The 14,716-nt window shown below is 62.0% G+C and carries 13 protein-coding genes, 1 tRNA gene and 1 CRISPR repeat array; of the genes, 5 read left to right on the plus strand and 9 right to left on the minus strand.

Annotation, left to right across the window (positions count from 1 at the left end; all coding sequences use genetic code 11):
* Positions 1-6 precede the first annotated feature (6 nt).
* The 7 genes from cas7i to AC6EKW_RS10910 form a co-directional block, all read right to left on the minus strand.
* Positions 7-1,068, minus strand: coding sequence for a type I-B CRISPR-associated protein Cas7/Cst2/DevR (gene cas7i / locus AC6EKW_RS10880; RefSeq protein WP_219975739.1), 1,062 nt, complete (start codon positions 1,066-1,068; stop codon positions 7-9).
* Between the two features lie 9 nt (positions 1,069-1,077).
* On the minus strand, positions 1,078-2,469 hold the full coding sequence (gene cas8a1 / locus AC6EKW_RS10885; protein ID WP_498514397.1) for a type I-B CRISPR-associated protein Cas8b1/Cst1: 1,392 nt from the start codon (positions 2,467-2,469) through the stop codon (positions 1,078-1,080).
* A 352-nt stretch (positions 2,470-2,821) separates the two neighbouring features.
* A complete protein-coding gene (cas4a, locus tag AC6EKW_RS10890; protein ID WP_498514398.1) occupies positions 2,822-3,673 on the minus strand; it encodes a type I-A CRISPR-associated protein Cas4/Csa1 in 852 nt (283 codons plus the stop codon).
* Between the two features lie 7 nt (positions 3,674-3,680).
* The gene (cas4, locus tag AC6EKW_RS10895; RefSeq protein WP_498514399.1) at positions 3,681-4,271 is read right to left on the minus strand and encodes a CRISPR-associated protein Cas4; all 591 of its coding nucleotides are present in this window, start codon (positions 4,269-4,271) and stop codon (positions 3,681-3,683) included.
* The gene (cas2, locus tag AC6EKW_RS10900) at positions 4,258-4,512 is read right to left on the minus strand and encodes a CRISPR-associated endonuclease Cas2 (RefSeq protein WP_273886704.1); all 255 of its coding nucleotides are present in this window, start codon (positions 4,510-4,512) and stop codon (positions 4,258-4,260) included. The genes cas4 and cas2 overlap by 14 nt, the downstream gene beginning before the upstream one ends.
* A complete protein-coding gene (gene cas1 / locus AC6EKW_RS10905; protein WP_498514400.1) occupies positions 4,512-5,501 on the minus strand; it encodes a CRISPR-associated endonuclease Cas1 in 990 nt (329 codons plus the stop codon). The genes cas2 and cas1 overlap by 1 nt, the downstream gene beginning before the upstream one ends.
* A 98-nt stretch (positions 5,502-5,599) precedes the next feature.
* Complete coding sequence (locus AC6EKW_RS10910; RefSeq protein WP_273886702.1) at positions 5,600-6,652, minus strand: helix-turn-helix transcriptional regulator; 1,053 nt, start codon at positions 6,650-6,652, stop codon at positions 5,600-5,602.
* A 135-nt stretch (positions 6,653-6,787) separates the two neighbouring features.
* Positions 6,788-9,389: a CRISPR direct-repeat array (repeat unit 37 nt; unit sequence GTTGCAGACCCAATCCCGTCAGATAGGGAACTGAAAG).
* Positions 9,390-9,621: 232 nt separating this feature from the next.
* Here AC6EKW_RS10910 and AC6EKW_RS10915 point away from each other — a divergent pair.
* From AC6EKW_RS10915 to AC6EKW_RS10935, 5 genes are all read left to right on the plus strand, one after another.
* Positions 9,622-10,347 carry a COG4705 family protein gene (locus tag AC6EKW_RS10915; protein WP_498514401.1) on the plus strand — a complete coding sequence of 242 codons (726 nt, stop codon included), beginning with the start codon at positions 9,622-9,624 and terminating at the stop codon, positions 10,345-10,347.
* A 93-nt stretch (positions 10,348-10,440) separates the two neighbouring features.
* Positions 10,441-11,493, plus strand: coding sequence for a PA0069 family radical SAM protein (locus AC6EKW_RS10920; protein WP_498514402.1), 1,053 nt, complete (start codon positions 10,441-10,443; stop codon positions 11,491-11,493).
* Between the two features lie 143 nt (positions 11,494-11,636).
* Positions 11,637-12,548, plus strand: a complete 912-nt coding sequence (locus AC6EKW_RS10925) for a class I SAM-dependent methyltransferase (protein WP_273886699.1) — start codon at positions 11,637-11,639, stop codon at positions 12,546-12,548.
* Positions 12,548-13,255, plus strand: coding sequence for an MBL fold metallo-hydrolase (locus tag AC6EKW_RS10930; RefSeq protein WP_273886697.1), 708 nt, complete (start codon positions 12,548-12,550; stop codon positions 13,253-13,255). The genes AC6EKW_RS10925 and AC6EKW_RS10930 overlap by 1 nt, the downstream gene beginning before the upstream one ends.
* 100 nt (positions 13,256-13,355) lie before the next feature.
* The gene (locus AC6EKW_RS10935; protein ID WP_273886696.1) at positions 13,356-13,649 is read left to right on the plus strand and encodes a HigA family addiction module antitoxin; all 294 of its coding nucleotides are present in this window, start codon (positions 13,356-13,358) and stop codon (positions 13,647-13,649) included.
* Here AC6EKW_RS10935 and AC6EKW_RS10940 read toward each other — a convergent pair.
* Together AC6EKW_RS10940 and htpX are read right to left on the minus strand one after the other, a co-directional pair.
* Positions 13,650-13,720 (minus strand) — tRNA-Gln (locus AC6EKW_RS10940). It lies immediately after the preceding gene.
* Between the two features lie 26 nt (positions 13,721-13,746).
* Positions 13,747-14,712 carry a zinc metalloprotease HtpX gene (gene htpX / locus AC6EKW_RS10945; RefSeq protein WP_498514403.1) on the minus strand — a complete coding sequence of 322 codons (966 nt, stop codon included), beginning with the start codon at positions 14,710-14,712 and terminating at the stop codon, positions 13,747-13,749.
* Positions 14,713-14,716: the final 4 nt, after the last annotated feature.

Below are 14,716 nucleotides of genomic sequence, written 5' to 3' on the forward strand. Positions count from 1 at the left end.
CGCTCCTCAGTCCAGCCAGCTGGCGTTCTCGCTCTTGGCGAAGTCATCGGCGAGCCGCTCGAAGACACGTCGTGGATGAGCGATGACCGCCCTCTGCGCTACTTTAGCCTCCACATCCGTGCGCTGCCCCTCCATAAAGCCTTTCGCCCATCCCACGTAGACGGGTGAGAGCAGTTGATCGGAGTAGACTTCCAGCGCTTCTTCGAGCGCTTCGGCGTTGACCTGAGCCTCGCCACGCGGGTCCGCTGTCACCACGTGACCGAAGGGGTTGTTTCCCCCCTTGGTAACGGCACAGATGACGAAAGAGGGCGCGACGTTCGTGTAATGGAGCGTCTGCTTCGCGCCTCCATCCAGCAGCGCCATGCCCTGCAGGAGGGAACGTATACGCTCTACGCGTTCCTTTAGAGGCAACCGGTATGCTCTGCCGCTATCGTACTCTTCAAGGTTACGCTCCTGGGCCTGGCGTCTGCGGTGCTCATCCAGGTTCCTGTAGCCCGTCTTGGCCCGATGCCAGAAAGTGCCGGCTGAGCGGAGATCCAACCCGAAAAGCCCCTTGAGGGTCGTCCGGTAGAACTGGTGCTCGTATGGCACAGGATCTCCATCGTGCCGTGACATGACGCCAAAGTCTTCCGTAAGGTTGACAGGCCCCACCGAGACCAGCGTGCTCACCTTGAAAGGAGAGACGCGGGTTATGGTGCCCTCGACCTCCGTGAACTGCTTCTGAGATTCGTCCCCTTCTCGCGCCTCGACAGCTTCAACCTTTTTGGAGGGAGCCCGCATGTACCCGAAGAGGTCGTCGTCCCAGTAAATTATGGGGTTGGCGTCGGTGTAGGCCACCTTGCTTTCGCGATAGATAGGCGCGGCCTGCCAGTTCAGATCCGACTGCTCAAGCGTACTGCGCAGCCAGTAGCGGAAAGCTTGTGCAGAAACGTAGGGATAGGCACCGCTTCTGGTGCTGATGTACTTGACGGTCACCTTGTTGTCCGTCCTGTCTCCAGGCACGGAGCCCGCATTATTGAGGGCGGATGCAGGCGCGTCTATGAGCAAGAGTCCGTTCAGATGAGCCACTACAGCCTCCTAACCTTCCGCCGCTTCTCCACCGGGAATCTCCTCTGCTTCCGGAGTCATCTCTTCGAGCATCTTTCCCTCCTGATGAAGGCGTTCGATTATTCGTATGAGCACGAGGTCGCGCGCGAGACGCCAGTCTATACGCGGAAGATCTCTCCCCTCCTCGAAGATCGTGATGAACTCGTCGAAACCTATGAGCGGTGATCTGCCGCTTCTGACCTCGGCGTTGCTGGCCTTGATCAGCAACCCACGCAATTGCCCATATCTGTCGACCCTGTAGAAATCTCTGAAGAACCGCCTGTCGTTGGTCCTTGAGATATAGGAACTGAGCCGGTCACCCAGATCCCTGATAGCTCTTATACGCTCGGCATCCATCTCCATCACCTCTCTCAGAAACATGGCCGTAAGATCCCACGAGATGAGATCCAGCTCCCTCTCAAGTACATAACCACTGCGGGGATCATCTTTGAACCTCACGGGGGCCCTGAAACCCTGCCTCAAGAAGTAGACTTGCACGAAGCGTGCAGCTCTCTCCGGCAAGTCGAAGAGGTCTTCGTACAAGAAGTTGCGCGCAACACCGGGGCGCGCGTTGTCCACCTTCTGCCAGGCGCGCCGTACGATCTCCCCCCAGATCCGTCCGAACTTGGCGGAGCTGGCGATAGAAAGGAACTCTACTATCTGCGATGGCAGATACAGGATGCCGACATCCGCCGTGGTCCCATAGTTGGTCAGGTGGTAGAGGGTAATCGAGGGGCTGTGCTCCTGCCCCTGAAGGTAATCCTCGCTGATCCTGAGAACTTGATCCACAAAGACCGTTCTGGGATATTTTTGGTCCGGGTATTTGGTTATGTCTTGCATGTTTAAATATTTCAGGTTGTCCTGAAGAAAGTTCTTGGCAGCTCGCAGGGTTACCTGTTCGTCGTCGGAGTGTATGATCAGCGCGCGCCCCGAGCTTTTAGTCGCCCCCAGCGGGAAAGCTTGGATGCACAGCAGACAAAACCCACAAACCGGCAGCCCCGGTGCTGCTCCCGGGAAGAAATTCAATATCCCCTCTCCGGTCAACATGGGGACATGCTGGCGAAACACCCGTACGCTCGCTTCCTGCCCGCAGTACACGCAACGCAAGCCCGAAACACTCTCCTCGTTTCGGTAGCCGTACAGATACCGGTTCAGGAAAGCCGCAAACTTCTCTGGCTTCATCGCCGGCTGGACGTAACCGGAGTTCGGAAAGATCGCCGTAAGGAAAGACTTGAGAGGATCTCTGGTGTAATGACGTTCTATGAAATCTGCCACCTCATCGAGATCCTGCCAGGACAAGTCCTCCGGCCTGCTTTTTCCCGCGAAAGCCGTGATCGCTGCGGCTCCTACGTCCACGAAGGGATGTCGAGTGAACTTAAGCAATGAAACTCCTCACTTACCCCTGACTTCTCCACACTTGATATAAATGCCACAAACTCGTTGAACCTCAATCAAAAGCACCCGCTCCCATCCATCACCCATTCACGGAGTGCAACCTACCATAGCCGAGAGTTTTTTGCAACTGTTCCATAAAACTACCTTGGGGAATATCTGTGAGGACCCCGACAGCCTGAGCTACGACCTTGCGGGACATTTCGAATCTTTCGGTCTCCTATATTGCGGAGAACCCGCTCTCGATCTGCTCCATCTAACTTCCTTGTTTTCAGTCCCCTATCCAGCGAGGTGCCAGCATTATACTGATCCCTGACGGATAGAGCGTCCTCGATCCTATCCTCTATCGACCACACCACGCTTCACATCCCTCGCAGGGGCCGGGATCCATCGCTTCGGCGACCATGCGCTGCTTTTCGTCCCGCGCCTCGATGAACTCCATCCTGACTTCGTCCCCGAGGACGGTGAACTCGCGCTCCATGCGGAGCCGGCCGTCCCGGAAGCCGGCGTACACGGTGAGCCCGACATCCACCGGGAACTCGTAGACGGCCTCGAGCACGAGGGCGTATCCGGCGAGGGTGAGCCGATGGAAGCTGCGCTTCTCGTCGTCGAAGATGATGTCGAGGACGACCGGCTCGCCGAGGTTGAGGAGATCCGTGGAGAGGCGGCGGCTGAGACCGAGGAAGGCACCGTCGAGCATCTGTCCGAGCGTCACGGGCAGAACTTGTGCGACGAGCGCGTCGGTCCCGATGCGGGGGAACTGGCTCATGGCCTCGCGTATCCGGAACTCTATGGCGTCGGTCTCGTACTGGATGAGGGTCTTCGCCTTGGAAAGCTCCGGCGCGGGGAAGGCGCGTATCCGCTCCAGCGCCTCCTCGATACGCCCGACGCCGCACGCGTAGAGGCTCCGCTTGGCGTGGACGACCCAGTCGCGTAAAGTTCCGTGCAGGGCGCTACCGAGGAGCATCTTCTCGTTCGGCTCCGGCTCGATCCCGAGGACGCGCCGGGCGTAGACGTCGCGGCCCGTCTCGCAGTAGGCGTTTGCGACCTCGGAGAGGCCCAGGGGCACCTCGTAGGGCGAGAGTAGCGGTGGGGCGGACCAGCTCCAGCCGCGCAAGGTGTCGTCCACCCCGAGCCTGCGCGCCCGCGGGATGACGCCCCGCAGAAGCCTCTTTCTCTCCTCGGTGGTGGGCATGAACACCTCAGGCACCTCCGGCGAGGACGTCGCCGCAGAATCGGCGGTACTCGCAACCGGTGCAGCGCCCGCGGTGCGGCGTTGGCGCCGGGAGCCGCTCGTTCCAGACGGACCGGCGCAACTCGTGCAGTACCCCGCGCACCCTCTCGCGCATGGCGGCGGTGATGGGGACCTCGACGGCCCTCTTCTCCGGGGTGAGGTAGACGAAGGCGCGGCTCACGGTTTGGGAGTAGGTGTGCTCGGCGAGCATCGCGTAGGCGGCGAGCTGGTACTTGTGGTGCAGCCCCACGTCGGAGGTCATCTTGTACTCGACGGGGACGAGCTCGTACCTGGTGAAGATGACCATGTCTATCCTGCCGCGCAGGTGCAGGTGGCGGGAGTAGAGGTCCACCCCGAAGCGGCGCTCGCCCTCCTTTATCCCGTAAGCCTTCAGGGTGCGGTGAGACTCTTTAGCGGAGGTGGACTCGTGCTCCTCCCTGCCGAGGTCCATCTTGGCGGTCACCGGGCGCTCCAGCGGCAGGGTGTAGCGGTAGTAGGGGATGCGCGGGCAGTAGACGTACTGGCGGACGTCGGTGACGGTGAGATCAGGAAGGTTCAACGACGACCTCCTTCGCGAGCGCGAGGTCGCGGGTGCACACCGGTTGGAGGCGGATGTTGCCCTCCTTCCTGCCGAGCGTCTTCTTCAGGCGCAGCATCAGCTCCTCGCGGCGGTTGCGATCCAGCTCCCCGGCGAAGGCGGAGTACTGGATGCGCGAGAGCCCGTAGTCCTTGCAGCGCTCGGAGACGCGGTGGCGAATCCTGTCGTCCGGGATGTCGTAGATGAGGAGGACGTAACCCACTACCAGCTCCCCACGAACGGCCGGTAGAGGACCCCGTCACGGACGAAGCCGGCGACGCCTCTCGCCTGGATGTGGATGACGTTCTCCAGAGAGTGTTTCCTGCCGCGGTGTTTGATCCGGGTGGCGAGGCGCTCCCGCACCTTTCCGGCGAGGAGCTTTCTCGTCGCCTCGTCCAGCATCCCGCCGTCCATCCCGACCCTGAACCCGGTCCCGAGTATCCCGAGCACCGTACGGTCGACTACCTGCCCGCGAAACTCCTCGATGAGGTCCAGCACCAGCGAGGGCTTGCCTGGCCGGTCGGTGTGGACGTAGCCGGCGAAGGGATCGAGTCCCGCCCGCGTCACCGCGGAGAGCACCCGGTGGTAGAGGATGCCGTAGCCGTAGTTGAGCAGGGAGTTGACCAGGTCGCCCGCACCGCGCCCCTCACGCCCCGAAAACGCCGGCACGAGCCGCTCGACGCCCTCCCAGTACAGGGCAGCACCGCGCCCCTCGGCGTTGAGCAGCGCGCCGCGCACCTCGTCCGCGCGCGAGCCTTCGATCTCCTCCACCAGCCGGACGAGCTCCTCTATGCGGTCCACCCTGCGGTAGAGGAAGTCATACGTCCTGCGGTCCGCACCTTTGCGGTACTTCGCGAAGTACTTCAGGACGTTCGCGGAGTTTTTGAGCTTGCCCACAGCGAAGGCCTTGCCGAGCTCGACGCCCCTGCGATCCTCGTACGCGAGCAGCTGCTCGCGGCGGGTCCTCACCGTCCCGCCCAGGTTCGGGGAGACGAGGCTCGCGTAGGGAGCGCCAGAGAAGGAGAGGAACTCCAGCGGGATGCCGTGCCTGACGCACTCGTGGATCGCCGCGGCCGAGATCGTCGCGCCCCCGGTCGCCACGATCACGCGCTCCACGTCGAAAAACGGGCGCTCGAAGATCACCTCGCCCTTCAGCTTCACCACCAGCCGCTCGCTCTTCTTCCCCACGAACGCCCCGAAACCATCTATCACCAGTTCTTCCAATCGGCTCACTCTCGTCGTGGCCAGCAAAACCCTTTAGCATGGGTATCTTCACAGTTTCTTCGGACAATATAGGTCCGCAAACGGTATCAGCGATATTTTTCTGCGGTTGCGTGAAGAAAGTCCAGAAACTCCTGTCTCAATCGATCGCCACCGAGCACCTCGGCTCCGGGTCCGAGGGAGGCAAGATCTCTCACCGTCCAGAAGGTACTCGCCACCCTTCCTTCTACGATAGCGCCTCCATCGTCGAGCCTCCGGGAAGTGGCGTTGGGATCCTGTATGACCGAACGCCCGTAGGCGGTGAAGGTCTTCTCATCCAGCCGGACCCTGGCTGGCTCGAGGCGGCGGATGTGAGCTTCGGGAGAGAACAGGTCCGGCAGGAACTTCACCTCGGTTATACGGTTGACCCTGAACTCCCGGTAGTCGTGGGCTTCCGGGGAGTAGGCGTAGAGCCGGTGGGCGCGCTGGGCGTGGAAGAGGCGCACCGGCTCGACCATCCGCCAGGTGCGTGTCCCTGAGGAGAGGCTGTGATAGTAGATCTCCACTCGCTGGTTGCGGTGGATGGCACGCCTAAGCAGGTCGAGGATTCGGGGATCCTCCGGAGGATCATCGGCGGAGACGAGATCGAATACCACCCTCCCGCTGTCGGCGAACCTGATCCTTTCGGCAGGCAAAGCCTCGCGCAACTTCGCGACCGCCGAGGCGAGGTACCTTCCATAAACCGGCTCCCGCTCGGCTAAAGACTCCAGAACGCTCAGCGTCGCGAGGGTCTCGTGATCATCGAACGGCAGCTTCGCCGGGGATGCATTCAGCTCATACCTGTCTTTGCGCCTCTTTACCTCGAAACCAGCCTCATTCAACGCCGCCAGGTATCTGCGGAGCGTGCGTGCATCCCTTCTGGCACCCACCTCGTCCTCGATAACATCGAGCAACCGCTCCGCGGAGGCAGGCCCCTCGGAGAGCACCCGGAGCACCACCAGCGTACCCAAAGTGGCGTCCATCCTACCCACCACATCACCCCGCTTTCGCAAACCCAGGTAACAAAGCAGCACAATCTTCCAGAGCGTTGTCCTCGTAAACTTGCCCGGCAGTCTTTTCCCCTGGAAAATTGAGAAATGTCGGTTTCGCAACACCCCGGACATACAAAGCAGAACCGAACCTTGCGAACCTGCATCCCCTCATAACCGATGCTACCATTGATCTTCAGGATACTGAACGTTGAAAACCACCGCAAAAGCCGGTGGAATATACAGCGGAACGAGGTCTTACAAAGCCGGGTTGCAGACCCAATCCCGTCAGATAGGGAACTGAAAGCCTCGCGGAGCTCGGAGAGCACCACCGAAAGCGGAGGTTGCAGACCCAATCCCGTCAGATAGGGAACTGAAAGAGTTGATCAAAGAGATGATCCGGTTCACCCAGCGGGGTTGCAGACCCAATCCCGTCAGATAGGGAACTGAAAGCTCGCGAAACCTGCGGCGTCCAGAAAGCGCATGGTCGGTTGCAGACCCAATCCCGTCAGATAGGGAACTGAAAGCGCTTGAGTGTCCAGCTGCCAGTCGACCGGCAGAGCGGTTGCAGACCCAATCCCGTCAGATAGGGAACTGAAAGCTTTTGATCCTTGATCTCCCGCGCCGCCGTCTCGAGGTTGCAGACCCAATCCCGTCAGATAGGGAACTGAAAGCCACGTAGAGCCCGTGGCCGTCCTCCTCCATGTGCGTGTTGCAGACCCAATCCCGTCAGATAGGGAACTGAAAGTCTCGGCCGAGAGACCCCTCTTCTCGTTTATGATCTCGTTGCAGACCCAATCCCGTCAGATAGGGAACTGAAAGCTGCCAGGTCTTCGAGCGTGTCGAGCCGAACCGCGGTTGCAGACCCAATCCCGTCAGATAGGGAACTGAAAGCCTTCACCGCCTTCGCCACCTCGTCGGCCCCTGACGGTTGCAGACCCAATCCCGTCAGATAGGGAACTGAAAGGCTCCAGTTTCGCCACACCAGATAGCCGACCGCCACGTTGCAGACCCAATCCCGTCAGATAGGGAACTGAAAGGCGGCATCGTCGAGACCGCCGTCGAGGAGGCGAAGCGGTTGCAGACCCAATCCCGTCAGATAGGGAACTGAAAGCATACGGGTACGAGGACGCTGAGGAGTCAAAGGCTTGTTGCAGACCCAATCCCGTCAGATAGGGAACTGAAAGCGCGTGCATCCTGCGCTCCAGGAAGTGGCCCGAGGTTGCAGACCCAATCCCGTCAGATAGGGAACTGAAAGCCTGCTCCCTGTCCATTGCTTCCGCCAGCCAGCGCGGTTGCAGACCCAATCCCGTCAGATAGGGAACTGAAAGCAGATCTCATACAGCTTCTCATCCCCGAGGAGGAGCTCGTTGCAGACCCAATCCCGTCAGATAGGGAACTGAAAGTGTAGCGGCCGAGGCGCTGGACGGGAGGCTCTTCTAGGTTGCAGACCCAATCCCGTCAGATAGGGAACTGAAAGCCCTTCTCGCCGCGCACACCGGGCAGTGCCAGCCGGTTGCAGACCCAATCCCGTCAGATAGGGAACTGAAAGTATGGGGCAATGGCGGGTGTCTGCATCCACCATGCGGGTTGCAGACCCAATCCCGTCAGATAGGGAACTGAAAGGCCGAGCGCGCCGTGGAGTTCCACGCGGCCCTTCTGTTGCAGACCCAATCCCGTCAGATAGGGAACTGAAAGTGGTGAGGCGGTTCGTGCCGAAGGCTGTACCCGCGCCCGTTGCAGACCCAATCCCGTCAGATAGGGAACTGAAAGGCACTTCCACGGCGAGCTTCTCTTTGGGCCATGCGGTTGCAGACCCAATCCCGTCAGATAGGGAACTGAAAGGAAAGGAGCTTCCTGCGCGAGACGCTCGGGGAAATCGTTGCAGACCCAATCCCGTCAGATAGGGAACTGAAAGCCTCCTTTCCCTTTCCCACCATGTAGCACCCTCGCCTGTTGCAGACCCAATCCCGTCAGATAGGGAACTGAAAGTCGGATCCCAGCTGTACGTCGTCATCTCGCGGATCAGGTTGCAGACCCAATCCCGTCAGATAGGGAACTGAAAGCTCGCCGAGCAGCGCGTATACCCGCCTGCCCAGCGCGTTGCAGACCCAATCCCGTCAGATAGGGAACTGAAAGACGGTACATATGCTCAGGGCGCGTCCTGTAGAGCTGGGTTGCAGACCCAATCCCGTCAGATAGGGAACTGAAAGTCAGCGAGTTCTCGAGCGCCAGGTCCGTGAATGTGCGTTGCAGACCCAATCCCGTCAGATAGGGAACTGAAAGTCCAGCAGCATCGGGCGGCCGGCGTTGCGCGCGCCCGTTGCAGACCCAATCCCGTCAGATAGGGAACTGAAAGCTTGAGGGGTTCCGGGCGAAGCGGTTCCAGCCCGACTCGTTGCAGACCCAATCCCGTCAGATAGGGAACTGAAAGCGACTGGTTGGCTTTCACCGGGTATCCTGGCGGGCAGTTGCAGACCCAATCCCGTCAGATAGGGAACTGAAAGCCGGAGCCAGATGCCACATCCGCCCAGGCCTGAGACGTTGCAGACCCAATCCCGTCAGATAGGGAACTGAAAGGGTCCGGGAACTCGAGCCGCCACGCCCCCACCTCGCGTTGCAGACCCAATCCCGTCAGATAGGGAACTGAAAGCTACCGCCCATCCCGGATCTCCTTCTCTCCCAGCTTGTTGCAGACCCAATCCCGTCAGATAGGGAACTGAAAGACCGCAGGTGGTTTCTCCCGCTCCTCGCTCCCGCATTGTTGCAGACCCAATCCCGTCAGATAGGGAACTGAAAGACGCGAGAGCTCGCCAGGGAGATCCGCGAGGAGCAGTTGCAGACCCAATCCCGTCAGATAGGGAACTGAAAGTTCTCTCGGGACTTACCAACCTCTTAGAAACTGCGCCTACTGTGCACGGCGTGATCTACAAGAGACCTCGCAAGGAGTAGAACCAGGCTTGAAGCGCCAGGGTTTTGGGACCGGAGAAGGCTCCGAGTATAAAAGACATCGGAGCAGATACCAGCGCCGTCCTATCAGGTCGGAATCACCCCACGATCAGGGTACTACCTAATTGCAACGAGCCCTGAGGAAAGTCCCGGAGGTGACGGTCTACTTTTGGATCGTCAAGGTGCTGACTACCGCGATGGGCGAGACGATCTCAGATTACCTCGTCTACCACATCAACCCGTATATCGCGGTAGTTGCCGGCGGCGTCGGGTTTGCAGCGGCAATGCTGCTGCAGTTCGCGGCGCGCCGTTATATGGCGTGGGTCTACTGGGTGGCCGTCGCGATGGTCGCCATATTCGGCACGATGGTCGCCGACGTGCTGCACGTCGTCCTGGGTGTTCCGTACTTCGTATCCACCATATTCTTCGCCGTGGTCCTAGCCCTCGTCTTCGTGAGCTGGTACGCGAGCGAGAAGACGCTGTCCATACACAGCATCAACAACCCGCGGCGGGAGCTGTTCTACTGGACCACCGTAATAACCACGTTCGCCCTTGGCACAGCAGCGGGAGATATGACCGCGAGTACGCTGGGGCTGGGGTACCTCGCCTCGGGCATCTTGTTCGCTATCCTGATCTCCGTTCCCGCCGTCGCCTGGTACCGCTTCAACATGAACCCGATCTTCGCCTTCTGGTTCGCCTATGTCCTTACCAGGCCCCTCGGCGCGTCGTTCTCGGACTGGATGGGGAAACCACCGAGCTGGAGCGGCCTCGGGTGGGGCACCGGACCTGTTAGCGTGGGGCTCGCGCTTCTGTTCATCGGTTTCGTCGGTTATCTGGCGCGCACCAAGAGGGACCCTGGCGGCGAATGGCAGGAGCCGTAGCCCGGCTCGAGATTATGGCAGTGGGATCCGAGACCTCATCCTTTATACTCCGGCCGGAATGGGACCCGATTCCAATTGGAGTGAGAGGGCCGGGTGAGGCCGCGGCGCCAGATCTCCGGACGCGGGGCCTCCATGAACCCCACCAATCGATTCGAGAGGATCGAAGTCGTGCCGGAGCCTGTCGAAGACGAGGCTCCCGATAGACCAGAGACCGTATACCTGCGCGACCGTTCGCGTTCCGTTATTACTCGCAACGCCAGCCCGGACATCGGCTTCGAGGCCAGCATCAACCCCTACCGGGGTTGCGAGCACGGCTGTGCTTACTGCTACGCCCGCCCGACCCACGAGTACCTGGGCTTCTCGGCCGGGCTGGACTTCGAGAGCCGGGTCCTCGTCAAAGAAGATGCCCCGGAGCTTTTGCGAAAGGAGCTCTCCTCACCCGGCTGGAAGCCGAAGATCCTCTCCCTGAGCGGGGTCACCGACCCCTACCAGCCGGTCGAGAGGAAGCTCAGGATCACCCGCCGCTGCGTCGAGGTGCTCGCGGAGTTCCGCAACCCCCTGGCCGTCGTGACCAAAAACCACCTCGTAACCCGCGACATAGACCTCCTCGAAGAGCTCGCGAAGCACGGCGCGGTATCCGTCGCCGTGAGCCTGACGACCCTCGACGAAGACCTGAGACGTCGCATGGAGCCGAGAACCTCGAGCCCCCGGCGGCGCCTGGACGCGATGAGGAAACTCTCCGAAGCCGGCATCCCGGTCGGGGTGATGACCGCCCCTATCATCCCCGGTCTGAACGACCACGAGCTGCCCGCGCTGCTCTCCGCCGCTGCGGAGGCCGGAGCAACCTTCGCCGCCTGCGTCCCGGTGCGCCTGCCGGGGGCGGTCGCGGAAATCTTCGAGGACTGGCTCTCACGCCACTTCCCGGAGCGCAGGGAGAAGGTCTTAAGCCGCATAAGGTCCATGAGAGGCGGCAGCCTCAACGATCCGCGCTTCGGGTCGCGCATGCGGGGCGAGGGGCCCATCGCGGAACACATCGCGCAGCTCTTCCACATAAGCCGGCGCAGGGCCGGGATCCCCGACCGCTTCCCCGGGCTCTCGGTCGCCGCCTTCCGGGTGCCAGGAGATCAGCCGACGCTCTTCGATTGATGGAGAGCATGAAATCCCACAAGACTATCTGATGAGAGAGACCAGGCCCGTAGTCTATCGGTAATGAGAGGAAATCCATTCCCGCGGGTCAAACCCCTCACATCCTGTTAACATCTTCCCGGTCAGGCGGTTTGGAGTCCATCGTGCCTCACATCTCTGTGGACAGGAGGCTCTCCCTGGGCCCGCTCGAGGCCTTCCTGAGGCTGGAGGCGGGGCTCGGGCGTGATCTGCCGCAGGACCACCTCCGAACCCTGGAGCGGGGTCTGCACGCCGCCCGCAGGACCTCCCAGAAGCGGGCGAAGAGGATCTCCGACCTGAAAACCCGGCTCGGGGAGCTCGAGCAAACCCGCGACGAGGAGAGGAGGATGCTCCACTACCTGCTCGCCGACGCCTTCGAGCGGCGCGGGCCGTGGGTCACGGGCGTGCGGATAGACGGCAGGGTCTACGGCCGCGCCACCCGTCACTCAAGCCCCCGTCTCAGAGAGTTCTTCGAGGCCTTCCCGGAGGCCTCCCGGGGCCGGGTGCTCGAGCCCGGCTCGCTGGAGGGGGCGATGACGCTCGAGCTCGCCAGGAGGGCCCGGGAGGTGGTCGGGCTTGAGGGAAGGCCCGGGAACGTGGAGCGGGCGGAGTTTCTGAAAGGCCTCTTCGGGGCGAAGAACGTATCCTTCCACACGACCGACCTGGAGGAGGACGACCTCTCCTCCTACGGCACCTTCGACGCCGTCTTCTGCTGCGGGCTACTCTACCACCTCTCGCATCCGCGGCGCTTCGTGCAGCGCCTCTCATCCATCTCCCCGAACCTCTACCTCGACACCCAGTACGCCCGTCCCGAATGGGACCTCACCGAGAGGGAGGGGCTCATGGGCTGGGTGCGCGAGGAAGACCCCGGAGACCCACAGAGCGGCCTCTCCCCCACGGCCTTCTGGCCGACGCTGGACGAACTCCACCGGCTGCTCTCCGGGAGCGGCTACACCCGCATAGAGACCATCGCCCTGCTCCCGGACAACCGCCACGGCCCCCGGGTGCACCTCGCGGCGAGCCGCCGGGGCGGATGATGTCCGGCGAGCACGCCCCGCACGAGTTCCGGAGGATCACGGCCCCCAACCCCGGCCCGCTCACGCTCGAAGGCACGAACACCTATGTCTTCGCGGGTACGGTCATCGACCCGGGTCCGGACGACGGAGGGCACCTCGAGAGGGTGGCTTCCATGTCTCCGGTCGAGACCATACTCCTCACCCACTCCCACCCGGACCACTCGGCCGGGGCGGCCCGGCTCTCCAGGCTCTGCGGGGCACAGGTGCTCTCCTTCGGATCCGGCCTAGACGACGGAATGCGGGTTGGTGGGCTCGTTGCGCTCCACACCCCGGGGCATTCCCCCGACCATCTCTGCTTCTGGCACCCCGAGAGCCGCACCATGCTCTCAGGAGACCTCATCGCCGGCAGGGGCAGCATCATCATCGCCCCGCCGGAGGGCGACCTCGGGGCGTACATGGCCTCGCTCGAGAGGGTCCGGACACTCTCCCCCGCCCGCATCCTCCCCGGTCACGGCCCGGAGGTAGCGGATGGCAAGGCGAAAGTAGAGGAGTACATCGCGCACCGCAAAGAGCGTGAGCGGAGGGTCCTGGCCGCGCTGGAAGCCGGCGCGGCCTCGCTCGAGGAGGTGGTGGAGCTGGCCTACCCCGAAGTTCCGGAGGAGATGCGCCCCTACGCCAGGCTCTCCGCCCGGGCGCACCTCGAACATCTCGGGCGCGAGCTGCACTGAAAGTGTGCGGGAACGAAAGAAAATCCCGGCCTTGAACAGAGATCCCTGTGGTAAAGACGTCTACGAAGTAGAGCTCGCGGACCACCACCAGGAGGAAGAGATGGGAGACTGGAGCGAGGAGATAGAGAGGGAGCCGAGGGTCTACCCCCCGGTGCACCCCGGCGAGATCCTGCGCGAAGAGTGGCTGGTTCCGCTCAAGATGAACGCCAATCAGCTCGCGAAGGCCCTCGGGGTGCCCCGCCAGGGCGTCTACGAGATCATAAACGGGAAGCGTGGTATCTCCGCCGAAATGGCCCTGAGATTGGCTCGCTGGTCCCATATGAGGCCTGAGTTTTGGCTGGGTTTGCAGGAGGATTACGACCTGGAGACGGCGAAGATCGATCGAGGTGAGTAGCTGCCGGGCCTGGATTCGAACCAGGACTAGCTGATCCAGAGTCAGCCGTGCTGCCGTTACACCACCCGGCAAAGGTCGCAGGGAGAGAGTTTAACCCCTATCCGGCATCGCGTCCAGTCTGCGGCACGCCGCCGGTCTCCATCGCGCGCAGGATCCTTATGCGCTCCTCTATCGGGGGGTGGGTGGAGAAGAGGCTGCGCGAGCGCTTCTCGAAGCGCTTTATGGGGTTGACGATGTAGAGGTGGGCGGTTGCACGGTTGGCGACCTCGAGCGGCTCCTGGTCTTTTGCGATCTTCTCCAGCGCGTCGGCGAGACCCTTGGGGTTGCGGGTGAGCTCCACTGCGGAGGCGTCGGCCAGGTACTCGCGCTGGCGGGAGATCGAGAGCTGCAAAAGCCGGGCGAAGATCGGGGCGAGGATCGCGAGGATTATCGCGATGATCATGAGGATGAGCTGCAGCTGACCGTTGCCCTGGTCGTTCCGGCGCCTCCCTCCGCCCCACCAGAGGCTGCGGAGGAAGAAGTCGGCGATCAGGACGGTGGTACCGACCAGGATGCCGACCAGCATCGAGTAGCGGATGTCCAGGTTCCTGACGTGGCTCATCTCGTGCGCGATCACGCCCTGCAGTTCGTCACGGTCGAGCTTCTCGAGAAGCCCTGAGGTCACCGCGACCGAGGCGTGCTCGGGGTCGCGCCCGGTGGCGAACGCGTTCGGAGCGGAGTCGTCGATGATGTAGACCTTCGGCATCGGGAGCCCTGCGGCTATCGCCATCTCCTCGACGACGTTGAAGAGGACGGGGGCGTCGTCGTGCTCGATGCGGCGCGCCCTGGAGGCGGCGAGGACCACCTTGTCCCCGGCGTAGTAGCTCAGCAGCCCGGAGAGGCCCCCGGCGAAGAACGCGATGACGAGCCCGAAGAAGGCTCCGGCCGGGTCCCCCACCCAGGCGTACCCGATGATGTAGCCGAAGGCGAGGACGAAGACGAGGAAGGTCACGAAAAGAAGCAGGCTGTTGCGCCTGTTCTGCGCGATCCTCTCGCGGAAGGTTGCCTCTGCCGCTCCGCTCATCCCT

It is taken from the genome of Rubrobacter sp. M3-4, from assembly GCF_059772285.1.

Coding starts and splice junctions, on each gene's coding strand:
- cas4a (WP_498514398.1), bottom strand. CDS start 3,673: ATGCCCACCACCGAGGAGAGAAAGAGGCTTCTGCGGGGCGTCATCCCG.
- AC6EKW_RS10910 (WP_273886702.1), bottom strand. CDS start 6,652: ATGTCCGGGGTGTTGCGAAACCGACATTTCTCAATTTTCCAGGGGAAA.
- AC6EKW_RS10930 (WP_273886697.1), top strand. CDS start 12,548: ATGTCCGGCGAGCACGCCCCGCACGAGTTCCGGAGGATCACGGCCCCC.
- AC6EKW_RS10935 (WP_273886696.1), top strand. CDS start 13,356: ATGGGAGACTGGAGCGAGGAGATAGAGAGGGAGCCGAGGGTCTACCCC.
- htpX (WP_498514403.1), bottom strand. CDS start 14,712: ATGAGCGGAGCGGCAGAGGCAACCTTCCGCGAGAGGATCGCGCAGAAC.